At 65.2% G+C, this 15,269-nt stretch carries 13 protein-coding genes; 6 read left to right on the forward strand and 7 right to left on the reverse strand.

The features are described from left to right. Positions 1–276: 276 nt before the first annotated feature. Positions 277–474: a hypothetical protein gene (locus tag ACLP9N_RS18110; RefSeq protein ID WP_442408711.1), complete on the forward strand. Its 198-nt coding sequence runs from the start codon at positions 277–279 to the stop codon at positions 472–474. A gap of 161 nt (positions 475–635) precedes the next feature. Here ACLP9N_RS18110 and ACLP9N_RS18115 read toward each other — a convergent pair whose 3' ends face one another. Then, positions 636–1,505: an SIR2 family NAD-dependent protein deacylase gene (locus ACLP9N_RS18115; RefSeq protein ID WP_442408712.1), complete on the reverse strand. Its 870-nt coding sequence runs from the start codon at positions 1,503–1,505 to the stop codon at positions 636–638. Between the two features lie 99 nt (positions 1,506–1,604). Here ACLP9N_RS18115 and ACLP9N_RS18120 point away from each other — a divergent pair, with 99 nt between their 5' ends. Further along, entirely contained in the window at positions 1,605–3,647 is a 2,043-nt protein-coding gene (locus tag ACLP9N_RS18120; protein ID WP_442408713.1) for an NAD(+) synthase, read from the forward strand. Positions 3,648–3,653: 6 nt separating this feature from the next. Here the strand turns inward: ACLP9N_RS18120 and ACLP9N_RS18125 are convergent, their stop codons facing one another. Genes ACLP9N_RS18125 through ACLP9N_RS18145 form a run of 5 tightly spaced genes read right to left on the reverse strand, consistent with a single transcriptional unit; the run spans position 3,654 to position 8,362 of the window. Then, on the reverse strand, positions 3,654–4,211 hold the full coding sequence (locus ACLP9N_RS18125; RefSeq protein ID WP_442408714.1) for a YbhB/YbcL family Raf kinase inhibitor-like protein: 558 nt from the start codon (positions 4,209–4,211) through the stop codon (positions 3,654–3,656). Continuing rightward, on the reverse strand, positions 4,211–4,771 hold the full coding sequence (locus ACLP9N_RS18130) for a LeuD/DmdB family oxidoreductase small subunit (protein ID WP_442408715.1): 561 nt from the start codon (positions 4,769–4,771) through the stop codon (positions 4,211–4,213). The genes ACLP9N_RS18125 and ACLP9N_RS18130 overlap by 1 nt, the downstream gene beginning before the upstream one ends. Then, positions 4,768–6,015: a 3-isopropylmalate dehydratase large subunit gene (locus ACLP9N_RS18135; RefSeq protein WP_442408716.1), complete on the reverse strand. Its 1,248-nt coding sequence runs from the start codon at positions 6,013–6,015 to the stop codon at positions 4,768–4,770. Before ACLP9N_RS18135 ends, ACLP9N_RS18130 begins: the two co-directional genes overlap by 4 nt. Beyond that, positions 6,006–6,890, reverse strand: a complete 885-nt coding sequence (locus ACLP9N_RS18140; protein ID WP_442408717.1) for an isocitrate lyase/PEP mutase family protein — start codon at positions 6,888–6,890, stop codon at positions 6,006–6,008. Before ACLP9N_RS18140 ends, ACLP9N_RS18135 begins: the two co-directional genes overlap by 10 nt. Before the next feature lie 44 nt (positions 6,891–6,934). Further along, on the reverse strand, positions 6,935–8,362 hold the full coding sequence (locus ACLP9N_RS18145) for an MmgE/PrpD family protein (RefSeq protein ID WP_442408718.1): 1,428 nt from the start codon (positions 8,360–8,362) through the stop codon (positions 6,935–6,937). Positions 8,363–8,451: 89 nt separating this feature from the next. On the opposite strand from ACLP9N_RS18145, the gene ACLP9N_RS18150 reads away from it, so the two are divergent. Next, positions 8,452–9,246, forward strand: coding sequence for a GntR family transcriptional regulator (locus ACLP9N_RS18150; protein WP_442408753.1), 795 nt, complete (start codon positions 8,452–8,454; stop codon positions 9,244–9,246). A gap of 9 nt (positions 9,247–9,255) precedes the next feature. Here the strand turns inward: ACLP9N_RS18150 and ACLP9N_RS18155 are convergent, their stop codons facing one another. Next, the gene (locus tag ACLP9N_RS18155; protein ID WP_442408719.1) at positions 9,256–10,137 is read right to left on the reverse strand and encodes a ribokinase; all 882 of its coding nucleotides are present in this window, start codon (positions 10,135–10,137) and stop codon (positions 9,256–9,258) included. 162 nt (positions 10,138–10,299) lie between these two features. Here ACLP9N_RS18155 and ACLP9N_RS18160 point away from each other — a divergent pair, with 162 nt between their 5' ends. The 3 genes from ACLP9N_RS18160 (at position 10,300) to ACLP9N_RS18170 (ending at position 15,260) form a co-directional block, all read left to right on the forward strand. After that, positions 10,300–12,495 carry an adenylate/guanylate cyclase domain-containing protein gene (locus tag ACLP9N_RS18160; protein WP_442408720.1) on the forward strand — a complete coding sequence of 732 codons (2,196 nt, stop codon included), beginning with the start codon at positions 10,300–10,302 and terminating at the stop codon, positions 12,493–12,495. Beyond that, on the forward strand, positions 12,495–13,922 hold the full coding sequence (locus tag ACLP9N_RS18165) for a mechanosensitive ion channel family protein (protein WP_442408721.1): 1,428 nt from the start codon (positions 12,495–12,497) through the stop codon (positions 13,920–13,922). The genes ACLP9N_RS18160 and ACLP9N_RS18165 overlap by 1 nt, the downstream gene beginning before the upstream one ends. Before the next feature lie 66 nt (positions 13,923–13,988). After that, positions 13,989–15,260: a glutamate-5-semialdehyde dehydrogenase gene (locus ACLP9N_RS18170; RefSeq protein WP_442408722.1), complete on the forward strand. Its 1,272-nt coding sequence runs from the start codon at positions 13,989–13,991 to the stop codon at positions 15,258–15,260. Positions 15,261–15,269 lie beyond the last annotated feature (9 nt).

A 15,269-nucleotide genomic window follows, 5' to 3' on the forward strand; every position in this document is an offset into this window, starting at 1 on the left:
AACGCGCTCGCGTCTGCAGGCTGGATTTGGCTACTCTTCTTCACGGCGGTCCCCTTGCTGTTGGTGTTCTTTGGCGGAACGCCCGACACCTACACGGCAGGAATCAAGCGGGGGACCGCCACCTCAACTTCCACGAGACCCGGGACAACCTCTGCCAGTCGAGACAGACCAGATTGGTCTCGATGGACGACAAGGATTTTCCAAGGATTTGGCAAGGGCCGGGCGGAATTCTTTGAGTGTCAGCACCGACAAACATACCCACAGAAAGTGACACCAATGTTCAACAACCGCATTCGCACCATCGCTCGCACCGCCACCGGCTCGGCCCTACTGGCCTCCGGCCTCGGACTGGCCGCCTTCGGACTCGCCGGTACGGCCAACGCCGCCCCGGTCAACCACGCCCCGGAGCGGGTGTATTGCCAGGTGTACCACAACGGCATTCCGGTGTACTGGTACCCGGGCTTCTGCCGCTAAGTCCACACCGAAATCTGGACCCAGCCCGTAGTGGGCTGGGTCCTTTTGTGTGTAGCTTGCCCACCGAGCCCAGCGGACGTCTGCGCTTGCCGGGATCACGAAACATCGCAGTCGTCGCGGATGCCCCAAAGTCGGCAATTATCAGTTACGTAAAGGCTTCTCTAGAACAATGGTGTTTGTGCCGCGATGCCCGGCAACGTGAGCTCGCAGGCCAGCAACACCAGCATTTCGGAGCATCCGCCGTCGACCTTGACCGTGGCCAGGTCGTCGCCGCGGGTGCGCCCGCGGTTGACGATAGCGACGGGGATGCCCAGTGCGGCGGCATGGCGGACGAACCGGTAGCCGGAGAACACAGTCAGCGAGGAGCCTGCGACCAATAACGCCTCAGCTTCGTCCACGAGTGAATAAGCCCAGGCCACAATCTCTTTCGGTACAGTCTCGCCGAAATACACGATCTCGGGCTTGAGCATGCCGGCGCAGCGCGGACAGTCGAGGTAGCGGAATGACGCGGTGTCGGCGGCCGGCGATATTGAGGCGTCGGCGTCGGGAGCCACCGCCAGTCCGCCGATGGCCTCGGCGCGCTCGATGAATCCCGGGTTCATGGCCTCGAGCTGTTCGGCCAGCGCGGCGCGGCTCATCGTGCGGCCGCAGCCTAAGCAGATCACCCGCGCGTAGGTGCCGTGCAGGTTCACCACGTTTGTGCTGCCGGCCTTGGTGTGCAACAGGTCGACGTTCTGCGTGATCACGCCGGTCACCGCGCCGGCGTGCTCGAGCGCGGCCAGCGCCCGGTGCCCCGCATTGGGCAGGGTTTCGTCCATGTGCCGCCAGCCGACGTGGTTGCGTGCCCAGTACCGCTGCCGGAAGACGGGATCCGACGTGAACTGGCGGATCGTCATCGGATTGCTCGGCGGGGAATCAGGTCCCCGATAGTCGGGAATGCCCGAGTCGGTGGAGATCCCGGCACCCGTCAGCGCCGCAAACCGGCGTCCCTCCAACAGCGCGACGAGGTCCGGGGATTCGGAGGACTTCACAAACTCGAGCCTAGGCATTCACGAGGAGGAGGCGGCAGACGAGGCGAGTTTTGCGAGCTGATTGGGGTCTTAAGGCCCTGCTAGGCGACAATAGAGGTGATGGATTTCTACAACAGCTACAGCCAGGGTTTTGTCCGGGTCGCCGCGTGCACGCACCACACCACGATCGGCGACCCGGCGGCCAACGCTGAGTCGGTCTTGGGGTTGGCGCGCGAGTGCCACGACGACAGCGTGGCGTTGGCCGTCTTCCCCGAGTTGACACTGTCGGGCTACTCCATCGAGGACGTCTTGCTGCAGGATTCGTTGCTCGACTCGGTCGAGGACGCACTGCTGAACGTCGTGGTCGCATCCACCGATCTGCAATCCGTCCTGGTGGTCGGCGCGCCGCTGCGACACCGGCACCGCATCTACAACACCGCGGTCATCATTCACCGTGGCTCCGTGTTGGGCGTCGCGCCCAAGTCGTACTTGCCCACCTACCGGGAGTTCTACGAGCGCCGTCAACTCGCGCCCGGGGACGGCGAGCGCGGCGTCATCCGCATCGGCGACATAGCGGCCCCGTTCGGTCCCGACCTGCTCTTCGCCGCAGCCGACCTGCCCGGATTGGTGCTGCACGTGGAGATCTGCGAAGACATGTTCGTGCCGATCCCGCCGAGCGCCGAAGCGGCATTGTCGGGTGCGACGGTGCTGGCCAACCTCTCCGGCAGCCCGATCACGATCGGCCGCGCCGAAGACCGTCGCCTGCTGGCCCGCTCGGCGTCGTCGCGGTGCCTGGCCGCTTACGTCTACGCCGCCGCCGGGGAGGGTGAATCGACAACCGACCTGGCCTGGGATGGGCAGACGATGATCTGGGAGAACGGCGTGCTGCTCGCAGAATCCGAGCGCTTCCCCAAGGGAGAGCGACGCTCGGTTGCCGACGTGGACACCGAACTGCTCCGCTCGGAACGGCTGCGGATGGGGACGTTCGACGATAACCGGCGGCACCACCGGATGCTGACGGAGTCATTCCGGCGCATTGAGTTCCGGCTCGACCCACCGGCCGGTGACATCGGGCTGCGGCGGGAGATTGAGCGTTTTCCGTTCGTGCCGGCCGATCCGCAACGGCTGCAACAGGATTGCTATGAGGCCTACAACATCCAGGTCTCCGGGCTGGAGCAGCGGTTGCGTGCGCTGAAATATCCGAAGGTCGTCATCGGTGTTTCCGGCGGGTTGGACTCGACCCACGCGCTGATCGTCGCCGCGCGCGCGATGGACCGAGAAGGTCGCCCGCGCAGCGACATTCTGGCATTCACGCTGCCCGGATTCGCGACGGGAGATCGCACCAAGAACAACGCGACCAGGCTCGCGCATGCGCTGGGTGTCACATTCGAGGAAATCGACATCCGCGACACCGCCCGGCTGATGCTCGAGGAGATCGGCCATCCGGTCTCGGACGGCCAAAAGGTCTACGACGTCACCTTTGAGAACGTCCAGGCCGGCCTGCGCACCGATTATCTCTTCCGGCTGGCCAACCAGCGCGGCGGCATCGTGTTGGGCACCGGTGACCTCTCCGAGCTGGGGCTGGGCTGGTCGACGTACGGAGTCGGCGACCAGATGTCGCACTACAACGTCAACGCCGGCGTGCCCAAAACGCTGATCCAGCACCTGATCCGCTGGGTCATCTCGTCAGGGCAATTCGAGTCGGAGGTGGACGAAGTTCTGCAGTCGGTGCTCGACACCGAAATCACCCCGGAACTTATTCCGACCGGTGAGGAGGAAGAGCTGCAGAGCAGCGAGGCGAAAGTCGGGCCGTTTGCCCTGCAGGATTTTTCGCTGTTCCACGTCCTGCGCTACGGCTTCCGGCCGTCCAAGATTGCGTTCTTGGCCTGGCATGCATGGAACGACCCGGAGCACGGCGATTGGCCGGCGGGATTCCCCGAGGATAAGCGACCGTTCTACTCACTCAAGGAGATTCGGCACTGGCTGCAGATCTTTGTGCAGCGATTCTACTCGTTCAGCCAGTTCAAACGCTCGGCGTTGCCCAACGGCCCCAAGGTATCTCATGGAGGTGCGTTGTCGCCGCGCGGGGATTGGCGAGCACCATCAGATATGTCCGCGCGCATCTGGCTCGACGAAATCGAACGCGAGGTCCCCGAGGATTAGTCGGGTCTAACGCTGATAGGTACCGGTCAGCATGCCGCGGGCCAGCACGTGGCCGCTCATAGCCGCCAGCAGCGACTTGGCTCTGGTGACACCGCCCGGAATGGTGTCGTCGATCGCGAACACGTGAAACCGGTAGTGGTGCGGCCCGTGGCCGGGAATCGGGCGTGGGCCGGCATAGCCGCGGTGACCCAAATCCGCTCGGATGAAACGCATTCCCGTGCAGCCGGGTTGCAAGGAACCCGCGGTCACGTGGTCAATCGTTGGGTCGATCACCGCGATGGTGTGCAGCAGCGGGCGCGGCAGCGGAACATCGACGTCGTCGATGATGAGCACCACCTGCCGGGTCTGCGGCGGCAGGCCAGACCAGTGCAGCGCCGGTGACGTGTTGTCACCTAACCCTTTTCCTGAGCCCTTGCCCGCGCTGGACTGCGGCATCGGGCCACCATCGGTGAACGCCGCGCTGGTGACGGCGATGGAGGATGGCGCATCAAATCCGCTGCTGGACAACGGACTACGTCGCTCGCCGGCACGGATGCGGCGAAAAAGCCTTCCCAGCAGCGCCATCACGCGCCGCTTCCGGCGCCGCGCATCGCGACGGTGCTGGAGCGCAGCAGGTCGCCGAGTTCGGCCGGCAGGTAACCCTGCGCCGCCAATCGGGGCATGACGCCTCCGCTTTCGATGATGTCCAGGATCAGGTCGGGCAGTTTGGGAACCGTACCAGATGCTCCAGTCGTGTCGTTGCGCCACGTGCCTTCGGACAGGTCGAAGGTTCCGGTGTCACTTTCGGTGAAGACGGTGGTGGCGTCGGGCACGGTCATGGCCGGCAAGCCGGCGTTGACGGCATTGCGGAAAAACAGCGAGTTGAATTCCTCGGCGACCAGTCCGGCGATGCCCAGCTCGGTGAACAGGTACGCGACCGGGCGTGACGATCCGAGCCCGAAGTTCTTGCCGGCCAGCACGATATCGCCCGGCGATACCTGATCGGTCCAGCCGGGGCGGATCTCGTAGAAGATGTGTTTGGCCGCCTCCGCCGGTTCCATCTTCATCGCGAAGGCGGGGTACATGGCGTCGGTGTTCAGGTTGTCGCCGAACACCCAGACCTTGCCCGTGAAAGCGAGCGTCATACCGTCACACTCCGTGGGTCGGTGATGTATCCGGTGATCGCGGATGCGGCGACGGTTGCCGGTGAGGCCATGAAGATCTTGGCCTCGGGGCTGCCCATCCGTCCGGTGAAGTTACGGGTGCTGGAGGTGATGCATACCTCCCCGGGTCCGAGCACACCCATGTGGTAGCCGAAACAGGCGCCGCAGGTGGAGTTGGTGATGACGCCACCCGCATCGGCGATGTCCTGCAGGTAGCCCAGCCGCATGGCTTGCCGGTACACCGCCTGCGAGGCGGGCGTGACGAGCAGGCGCACCCCCGCAGCTACGGTCTTGCCGCGCAACACCCGTGCGGCGATCTCGAGGTCCTCGAGTTGACCGTTCGCGCAGGAGCCGATGAACGCCTGGTCGACCTTCTGGCGGTCCAACCGGGAGACCGGCAGCCCGTTGCGGCTGACGGTGCCCGGCCGCGCCACATAGGGCTCCAGCGTCGCCATGTCGACGTGCCGGACGTCGTGATAGGTGGCGTCGGGATCCGGTGTGGCCGCGGTGTATCCGGTCACCCCGGCGTCGTCGAGAAACCGGGTCAAGACGTCGTCGGCTTCGAAGGTGCTGAAATCGGCCGACACCTCGGCGCCCTGGGTTGCGATGGTGCGCCGGTCGTGCATCGGAATGCCGGCCAGGCCCGGGCCGCCGAACTCCAGGTTCAGGTTGGCGGCGTCGCCGTACTCGTTGGCGATATGCAAGAAGATGTCCTTGCCGCTCACCGTGTCTGGTTTGCGACCCTCGAGTTCATAGCGGACGGTCGGCGCGACCTGGAACCAGGTGGTTCCGGTGCACATGATCGAATACACCTCGGCGGGCCCCAGCCCACGGGCCGCGGTGTTGTAGGCGCCGGCGGCGCATGTGTGAGAGTCGGTGCAGGCCAGAATCTCTCCCGGGCGCGCCAGCCCGTTCTCGGCGATGACTTGGTGGCAGATGCCGTGCCGGCCGACATCGTAGAAACGCTTGATGCCGAAGTCGGCGACGAATTTTCGGGCATGCCCACCGCCGGCGGCGTCCTTGATGGTTGGCGCCGGTACGGCGTGGTCCATGATGACGGCCAGCTTGTCGGGATCGTTGATGCGTTTGGGCGCAATCCACATGGTGGCGAACTGCAGGTCGATCAAGACGGTCATGTCGACATCCACCACAACGGTGTCACCGACCGAGACGGAGTCCAGGCCGGCCTTGCGCGCGAAGATCTTTTCGATGATGGTCATGCCCATGAGGGGTCCTTGCGCGCATACCGGGCGTCGAGGTCCAGCCACTCGTCCATGCCGAGAAGATTGAAGAAGTCGGCGGGGCTAGTCGGCGTGTGCGCAGCGATGTCGGTGCCGTTGAGCTCGCAGAGGCTTTGCAGCATGCCGAAAGTCGCGCGCATCAGCAGGTTGCCCGGATGGATCGCGATCGCGTAACCCAGCTCCTGCAGCCGCGACGCCGACTCCAACGGTGTCATGCCGCCGAGCACCAGATTGATCAGCAGGGGAGCGGCGACTTCGCTTGCGATGCGCTCGATTTCGCCGGCGTTCTGCGGCGCCTCGACGAAGATGACGTCCGCACCGGCTTGCGCGTATCGGTTGGCCCGCTCGATCGCTGCGTCCAATCCCAGCGGGGCGCGCGCGTCGGTACGGGCCACCACGAGCAGGTCGTCATCGGAACGGGCGTCCAGCGCGGCGGCGAGCGTCTGTTCGAAGACCGCCGCGTCGACCACCTGCTTGCCCGCCAGATGGCCGCATCGCTTGGGGAATACCTGGTCTTCCAATTGGATCGCGGCCACCCCGGCCGCGTCGTAGGAACGGACGGTGCGTACCACGTTCATCGGTGCGCCGTAGCCGGTGTCCGCGTCGGCGATGAGCGGGATATCGCCCAGTGCGTCCGTGATCACCCGGACGCGGTCAGCCATTTCGGTCGCGGTGACCAGCCCTATATCGGGCAGGCCGAAACCTGAGGCCGCAACTCCCGCCCCGGTCATGTACGCCGCAGTGTGGCCGGTGCGTTTGGTCAGCTGCGCGGAGATGCCGTCGAAAACCCCTGGCGCTATGACGAGTTCGCGCTTGTCGAGCAGATCTTTGAGCCGCTGACGGGCCGGGGTGGTAGCCATGCCTGTTCCTTTCAGTGCAGTGTCAGTCCAGTGTCAGTCCAGTGTCAGTGCAATGCGCCCGCGACGGGCGCGGCCAGCAGATCTACCAGGTAGTTGACGTTGTCGAGGTCCTCGAGGCCGACGACCGCGCGCTCAATCGCTTCGGCACGTGGGCTGCTGGTGACGCGGTCGGCGAGCGCGTGGAACTTCGCGACGAGTTCGTCGTCGGTGACCGGGTCGGGGGGCGCGCCGTGCGGCACGTCGACGCAGGCGCGGTGCACCGCGCCGTCCCGTGTGGTGACCGCGACGTCGGTGCGGAACTTTTCGGTGATGTCGGCATGGGCCAGCGATGCGTCGAGGTGCACCGTGGTTGCCGCGATCAGCGACCAGATGTCGTCGGAATCCAGGCGGCTGGGGGTGAACTGCTCGGGCAACACGGTGCCGTCGAGCAGCGCCGCGGCCGTCGCGTACCCGATATTCATCTGAGCGCCGATCGGCGTCAGTGGCCGCTGCGGCACCCACCAACCGTGCTTGTAGACGGTCTCGCCGACGGTGATGTCGACCTTCGAGATATCCTCGGGCGCAACCGAACTACACAATTGTCGGGCCGCGTCGATGGCGCCGTGCAGCCCGCCCATGGCGGCGTAGGACTTGACCATGATGATCGTGGTCTCCCAGCGCTGGCCGAGTTGGGCGGTTAGCAGCGAGGCATCGGGATCATGGCCCTCACCGAAAACGCTGAGGAATCCACCATATTCGCGCTCGAACACCCGCTTGATGCCGGTATAGCCGCCCGCCGCAAGGCCCGCCGCGTAAAAGCCGTTGCGCGCCGCGAAACCGTGGTGCATGCGCTTGCTCATCGCCTCGTACTGCGCGGCCATCAAACCGGCCGACTGGGTGCCGGCCAAGCCGAGGGCGTCCTCCAATTGCGCCGGCCGCAGGCCGCGCAGCTTGCCCGACGCCATCGCCGCCGAGTGGGTGCCAAAGACGGGTCCCGAGTGCCAGCCGCGGTCCAGCATCTGGGTGCCGTGCAGCGTGTACCCGACTCGCGGGCCCACTTCGAAGCCGGCGATCGCCGCGAGCAGGAATTCGGCACCGGGGGTTGTTTCCGGCCGCGTTGTCGCCGTGGACAGCGCCGGAATGAGCAGCGAGCAGCTGTGCAGCGGTGCCAAGGGATGGAAGTCGTCGAGTTCGAACCCCTGGATGAACGTGCCGTTCAGCACGGCGGCCGCGGGCGCGCTGGTGACCTGGCCGGTGCCGATAACGAGGGTGTCGCCGTTGCCTTCCAGGCCGAGCACCGCTTCGGTGGCGACGCGCGACCACGGCAGTTGGGCGCCGACCAGGGCACAACCCAGGCCGTCGAGCAGGAGGTGTTTGGCTCGCTCGACGACGTGGTGCGGGACCTGGTCGAGCGTGAGGTCGGCGACCCAGGTGGCCAGTCTTCCGGTCGGCCCGTCCGGATCGGTGGCGGCCTGCGGGTGCACTGCGGTCATGGGATCTCCGCGCTCCTCGTACTTGCCTTGTTGTTATATACATATAACAATTAACAGGGCCGCGCAAGAGGGGCGGTGTGGAAACATTGATGACCGTGCTGTCGACTGACGCCGGGGTGCCGTTGCATCGGCAACTGTTTTTGGTGCTGCACGATGAGATTGACCGGGGCGTCATTGCTCCCGGCGACGCGTTGCCCACCGAACAGACGCTGTGCGACCAATTCGGGGTGTCCCGTATCACCGTGCGGCGGGCATTGGCGGATCTCGCCGAACAGGGATACATCGAGCGCAGGCAGGGCGTCGGTTCCTTTGTGCGCGAGCACGCTCCGTCGGAGCCGACGGATACGTTATTGGCGGGGCGTTCGTATATGGATGGACTGCGGCAGACGCAGTTCGAAACCGAGGTCGACGTGGTCGAACTCGACACGCGGCGCCCACCGCGGCCCATCGCCGAGGCCCTCGAGAGTTCCAGTGAGCTGCTGCACATCGTTCGGGTGCGGCGGCAACGCAGGACGGGTGAGCCGTTGATCGTGACCGATGCCTGGCTGCCAGCGCATCTGGCGGACACGTTGACCGAATCCGCGTTGCTGCGCGCCGCACTGTACGAACTGCTCGCGGATGCCGGAGTCGTCGTGGACCGTGTGCAGCATGAAATCACCGCCGAGATCGCCGGCCCGCGCAATGCAAACCTGCTCGACACGGCGATCGGCGCCGCGCTGCTGCGCCTCAACCGTCTGGCGTTCGTGGGTGGCGCGCCGCATCACTACGTGTCTGTTCTGTTGTCGCCGAACCGCAGTCGTGTGGTGATGAGTCAGTCGGCGGCCGAGCTGGAAACCGGTGACGGTATGGCGATCACCCACGACGTGCGCCGCGAGTCCCGCTAGCACCCGCGATCAGCAGCTAATCCGTTCGATCGCTTCGGCGTCCGGCGCGCAGTCACCGGCGCCGGGCACCAGTGTCGCCAACGCACCCGCGGCGCAGGCGCGCTGCAAGGCGTGCAAACGCTGGGCCTTCAACGCGGGGTTAGTACCCGGGTCGCTGGGCCAATTGGCGGCCAGCACACCGGCGAACACGTCGCCGGCCCCGGTCGTGTCCACTGCCTTTACTGCTGGGGCCGGTACCGCGAACTCTCCGTCCGGGCCGATGTAGCGGGCGCCGCGCGCGCCCAGCGTAACCACGAAATGGCTTGGCTGCCGCGGCCATTCGCCCGCCTCGGATTCGTTGGCGATCACGACCTCCGCGAGAGCCGCCAGTTCTGCCAGCGCGCTCGGGTCCTGACCGGCCGGTGAGGCATTGACCATGACGACCGCTCCGGCGGACCGGGCTTCCCGTGCCGCCGCCACCGCCGTCGCCACCGGAATCTCCAACTGGGTCAACAACACATCGCAGTCGGCAACCACCGCGCGCACGGCCGCCTGTGCCATCGTCAGGTGCCCGTTGGCGCCCGGCGCTACCACGATGGTGTTCTCGGCGCCGGCATCGACCACGATGATCGCCGTGCCGCTCGGTCCGGGCACCCCTACGGTCCCGTCCAGTCCAACATCGTTGGCCAGGAGGTGCGCTCGCAATGGGTCAGCGGCAGCGTCGTCGCCGACCGCGCCGACAAACTGAACCCGTGCGCCCGCACGTGCCGCCGCCACTGCCTGATTACCGCCCTTGCCGCCGGGTGCGTGGCTCATCGACGAGGCCAGTACCGTCTCGCCCGGACGCGGAAGGGTATCGACACCGAAGGTGATGTCCATGTTCACGCTGCCTACCACGCAAACCCGTGCCATCCCGCAGACGTTAGTCGTTCTCGGCCTTTGAAACGTACGAGGCGATTCCGTGCGCCACAGTATTTGTCCAATTGCTATACGACAAACGCCATTTTCTTTAGATCCGCGCGCTAGTCTGCTGCGTTAGCGATGCTGAATCCTCTCGGACAAGGGGGAAATTGATTGACGTCGGCCCAAGCAACAGACCGGGTACCGGACGCAGAGACCGCGCCGGCTCAAAAGCCCCCCAAGCGTACGCGCCGGCCTCTGGTGTGGACGCGTTTCCGGTTCGGTATCCAGTCCAAGATCCTGGTGGCATTGCTGTTGTCGAGCATCTTGGGCGTGGCGGTGATCGGCCTCATCGGGGCTGTATCCGGCCGCAGCGCGTTGCGGGAAGTCGAGTCCGAGCGGTTGATCGAGTTGCGCGAGTCCCAGAAGCGGGCGGTGGAGGCGCTGTTCAGGGAGGTGACGAATTCGCTGATCGTCTACAGCGGCGGATTCAGTATCAACCAGGCTACGACGGCGCTCACCGAGGGCTTCGCCCAATTGGCCAACGCCACGATCACTCCCGCGCAACAGGAGGCGCTCGTCAACTATTACGACAACGAGATGATCCAGCCGATCAAACGGGCGACCGGTGACGGTATCGATCTCAACGCGGTTCTGCCCAGTTCCAACGCTCAGCGATATGTTCAGGCGTACTACACCGCACCGCCCAGACCGACCGCCAACTCGCTGCCCGTCGTGGACGCCGGCGACGGCAGCCCATGGTCGGCGGCCAATGCCCGCTTCGATTTCTACATGCGCGGTATTGTCACCCGCTTCGATTACCGGGACGCGCTGCTGCTGGACATGCAAGGCAATGTCGTCTACAGCGTCATGAAGGGTCCCGATCTCGGGACCAACATCCTCGCCGGCCCCTACCGCGAATCAAATCTGCGCGACGCATACCAAAAAGCTTTGGCCTCCAACGACGTCGACTTCGCCTGGATCACCGACTTTCAGCCGTATCAGCCACACCTCGACGAGCCCACGGCGTGGGTGGTCTCGCCGGTCGGCATGAACGGCAAATTCAACGGGCTCATGGCCTTGCCGGTGCCGATCGCGAAGATCAACAAGATCATGACCGCCGACAAGCACTGGCAAGCCGCGGGCATGGGCACCGCGACCGAAACGTATTTGGCGGGTCCCGATAACTTGATGCGTTCTGATTCGCGGCTTTTCGTAGAAGACCCGAAGGAATACCGGCGCGAGGCTATCGACGCGGGTACGCCACCGGATGTCGTGGACCGAGCGATCCGGTTGGGTGGCACGACGCTGGTGCAGCCGGTGGCGACCGCGGGTCTTCGCGCCGCCCAGCGCGGAGAGACCGGAGTTGTCAGCGCCACCGATTACCTGGGCAACAGGGAGTTGGAGGCCTATGCGCCGTTGATCGTGCCGAACTCCGATCTGCATTGGTCGGTGCTGGCGACGCGAGACAACTCCGATGCTTTTGCGCGGCTGGGTCGGTTCAGCAAAGGGCTCGTGATTGCCGTCACGGCGATGGTTTTCGCCATCTGCGTGGCCTCGCTGATCATCGCCCAAGCAGCGGTGCGGCCGGTCCGGCGCCTCGAGGAGGGCACGCGAAAGATCAGTTCCGGCGATTACGACATCAACATTCCGGTAATGGCACGAGACGAAATCGGCGACCTCACAGCGGCTTTCAACGAGATGAGCCGGAATCTAGGGATCAAGGAAGAACTGCTCAACGAGCAGCGCCGGGAAAACGACCGCCTCTTGCTGGCGCTGATGCCCGAGTCGGTGGTGCAACGTTATCGCGAGGGTGAGGAGAACATCGCCCAGAAGCACCAGGACGTCGCCATTATCTATGCCGACATCGTTGGCCTCGACGAAATCTCCAACGATCTGCCGGGGGATCAATTGGTCGGGATTGTCGACGAACTGTTCCGGCAGTTTGATTCGGCCGCCGAATCCCTTGGCGTCGAACGGATTCGCACGTTCCACAACGGCTATCTCGCCAGCTGTGGGGTTGTCACCCCTCGGCTGGACAGCATTCACCGCAGCGTTGACTTCGCCCTGGAAATCGGCCGCATCATCGACCGGTTCAACAGCGAAACCGGCCACCAGTTGGGCCTTCGGGTCGGCGTCAATACCGGCAACGTCGTGAGCGGGCTGGTGGGCCGCTCCAGCCTGGTCTATGACATGTGGGGCGGCGCGGTAAGCCTTGCCTACCAAATGCACAGTGGCGCACCGCAGCCCGGCATCTATGTCAGCTCGCAGGTGTATGACGCGATGCGGGAAGTCCGACAGTTCGCGCCGGTCGGAACGATTTCGGTCGGAGGTACCGATCAGGCGATCTACCGCTTGTTGGAGCGCTGATGAATACGTGGGACGACCCGTGGTTCTACTGGGCGATCGGGATTGCGATCGGATTACCGGTCGGGCTGATCCTTCTCACTGAGCTGCACGACCTACTCGTCCGCAGAAACCGCCGTCTGGCCAGGCAGGTGAGCCTGGTGCGCAACTACCTGCTGCCGCTCGGTGCGCTTTTGCTGCTGCTTGTCCAGGCCTCGGAGGTCCCGGCCCGAGACATCCCGGTGCGAATCCTCACCACGGTGTTCGGCATGTTGGTGCTGGTCCTGTTGTTGTCGGGGCTGAATGCAACCGTGTTCGAGAGCGCGCCCGAAAAGAGCTGGCGCAAACGGCTACCCACCATCTTCCGCGACGTGGCCCGCTTCGCTGTGATCGGCGTCGGTCTGGCGCTGATGCTGTCGTACATCTGGGGTGTGCGGATCGGCGGACTTTTCACCGCGCTGGGCGTCACGTCGGTCGTCATCGGACTGATGCTGCAGAACTCCGTCGGCCAGGTCGTATCGGGCTTGTTCATGCTGTTCGAGCAGCCCTTCCGGATCGATGACTGGCTGGACACGGGGACGGCGCGGGGGCGCGTTGTCGAGGTGAACTGGCGCGCCGTGCACATCGACACCGGTAGCGGCATGCGGATCATGCCGAACTCGATGCTGGCCACCACCTCGTTCACAAATCTCAGTCGCCCGCCCGGCACCCACAAATTGGCGGTGACGACGACATTCTCCAGCGCCGACCCACCCGACCGGGTCTGCGCGATGCTGTCGGATGTTGCCCGCGCGTTGCCGCAGCTCAAGGCTGGCAGTGTGCCCCGCTCGGTACCGCTCGGCGCCGCCGAGTACGGCACGTCGATCGGGCTGAGCTCACCCGCTGACGCTAGCGCCGCGAAGGCAACATTTCTGCGGTGGGCCTGGTACGCCGCACGACGGGAGAACCTGCACCTCGACGACGCCGACGACGACTTCTCGACGGCCGAACGAGTGGAGCATGCATTGCGCACCGTGGTGGCGCCGGCATTGCGGCTCAGCGCTGAGAACCAGCGGTCGCTGCACTCGTGCGCGAAGATCTTCCGGTACGGCGCCGACGAGATCGTGGAGTACGCCGGTCAGGTGCCGGCAGGGATGACGTTCCTGGTGTCCGGGCGGGTTCAGCTGACCGCGACGGCTGACGACGGGTCGGTGGTGCCGGTCAGCACGCTGGTCGAGGGGTCCTTTCTCGGGCTGACCACGCTGACTCGGCAACCGAACCTTGCCAGCGCCTACGCGCTGGAAGAGGTGACCGCGTTGGTGATCGGTCGCGAGCACCTCGAGAATCTGGTGATGCATGAACCGTTGCTGCTACAAGAGTTTGGCCGCACCCTGGAAGAGCGTCGAAGCAAGGTGCGGCAGGCGCGCGCGGTGAGCGGGTCAGCTGAGGTGCCGGCGCGTCAGCGGTCCTGATGCTAGGCCGCCCCGGCCGGGTGGGGCAGCCTAACTTGCCCGGCTAAGGACCGATACCCTGGTTCAATGAGTCTGCAAGGACCATCCCGAAGCGGAGCGACACAGCAGCGGGAGTCCGACTTGCGTCAGGAGGTCCACGACGCTGCGCGCCGCTCCCGCGTCGCTGCCCGCGCCCTCGCGTTGTTGCCGACCGTGGCCAAGGACCATGCGCTCAAGGCCGCGGCGGAGGCGATCACGGCCAACGCCGGGCACATCCTTGCGGCCAATGCCGAAGATCTCGACGCCGCCCGGGCCGCCAACACACCGACCGCGATGCTGGATCGGCTCGCGTTGAACGCGAACCGCATCGACGGAATCGCCACCGGTCTACACCAGGTGGCCGGGCTGCCCGACCCGGTCGGGGAGGTCTTGCGCGGCTACACCTTGCCCAATGGGCTGCATTTGCGCCAGCAGCGGGTTCCGCTGGGCGTGGTCGGCATGATCTACGAGGGCCGGCCCAACGTCACCGTCGACGCTTTCGGTTTGGCGTTCAAGTCCGGTAATGCCGTGCTGCTGCGCGGGAGCTCGTCGGCCGCGAAGTCCAACCAGGCGCTCGTCGACGTGTTGCGCGCCGCGTTGGTCAGCGAGGATTTGCCCCCCGACGCGGTCCAGCTGCTTTCGGCCGCCGATCGGTCCACCGTTACCCACCTCATCCAGGCCCGCGGCTTGGTCGACGTGGTCATTCCGCGCGGGGGAGCGAGCCTGATCGACGCGGTAGTGCGCGATGCGCAGGTGCCCACCATCGAGACCGGTGTCGGCAACTGTCACGTCTACGTGGACGAAGGCGCCGACCTGGAGGTGGCCGAACGGGTCCTGCTGAACTCCAAGACCCGCCGGCCCAGTGTCTGCAACGCCGCCGAGACGCTGCTGATCGACGCGGCGATCGCCGACCGCGCCATGCCCAGGCTGGTGGCCGCCCTGCACGATGCCGGGGTGACGGTGCATCTCGACGCGGGAGAGGACGACCTGCGCCGCGAATATCTTTCGATGGACATCGCGGTGGCGGTGGTGGACGGCGTCGACGCCGCGATCGCCCACATCAACGAATACGGCACCGGACACACCGAGGCCATCGTGACCACCAATATGGCTGCGGCCCAACGGTTTGCCGACGGAGTCGATTCGGCCGCGGTGATGGTCAATGCTTCGACGGCCTTCACCGACGGTGAGCAGTTCGGTTTCGGCGCCGAGATCGGCATCTCCACCCAGAAACTGCATGCCCGCGGCCCGATGGGACTGCCCGAATTGACCTCGACCAAATGGATCGCGTGGGGAGACGGCCAGACCCGTCCGGCCTGAGTGCTTAGG

The sequence above is a fragment of the Mycobacterium sp. genome (assembly GCF_052144515.1).
In the GTDB taxonomy this organism is placed as follows: Bacteria; Actinomycetota; Actinomycetes; order Mycobacteriales; family Mycobacteriaceae; genus Mycobacterium.

Coding starts and splice junctions, on each gene's coding strand:
- ACLP9N_RS18165 (WP_442408721.1), top strand. CDS start 12,495: ATGAATACGTGGGACGACCCGTGGTTCTACTGGGCGATCGGGATTGCG.
- ACLP9N_RS18120 (WP_442408713.1), top strand. CDS start 1,605: ATGGATTTCTACAACAGCTACAGCCAGGGTTTTGTCCGGGTCGCCGCG.
- ACLP9N_RS18125 (WP_442408714.1), bottom strand. CDS start 4,211: ATGGCGCTGCTGGGAAGGCTTTTTCGCCGCATCCGTGCCGGCGAGCGA.
- ACLP9N_RS18140 (WP_442408717.1), bottom strand. CDS start 6,890: ATGGCTACCACCCCGGCCCGTCAGCGGCTCAAAGATCTGCTCGACAAG.
- ACLP9N_RS18135 (WP_442408716.1), bottom strand. CDS start 6,015: ATGGGCATGACCATCATCGAAAAGATCTTCGCGCGCAAGGCCGGCCTG.
- ACLP9N_RS18155 (WP_442408719.1), bottom strand. CDS start 10,137: ATGGCACGGGTTTGCGTGGTAGGCAGCGTGAACATGGACATCACCTTC.
- ACLP9N_RS18150 (WP_442408753.1), top strand. CDS start 8,452: ATGACCGTGCTGTCGACTGACGCCGGGGTGCCGTTGCATCGGCAACTG.
- ACLP9N_RS18145 (WP_442408718.1), bottom strand. CDS start 8,362: ATGACCGCAGTGCACCCGCAGGCCGCCACCGATCCGGACGGGCCGACC.
- ACLP9N_RS18130 (WP_442408715.1), bottom strand. CDS start 4,771: ATGACGCTCGCTTTCACGGGCAAGGTCTGGGTGTTCGGCGACAACCTG.
- ACLP9N_RS18110 (WP_442408711.1), top strand. CDS start 277: ATGTTCAACAACCGCATTCGCACCATCGCTCGCACCGCCACCGGCTCG.
- ACLP9N_RS18170 (WP_442408722.1), top strand. CDS start 13,989: ATGAGTCTGCAAGGACCATCCCGAAGCGGAGCGACACAGCAGCGGGAG.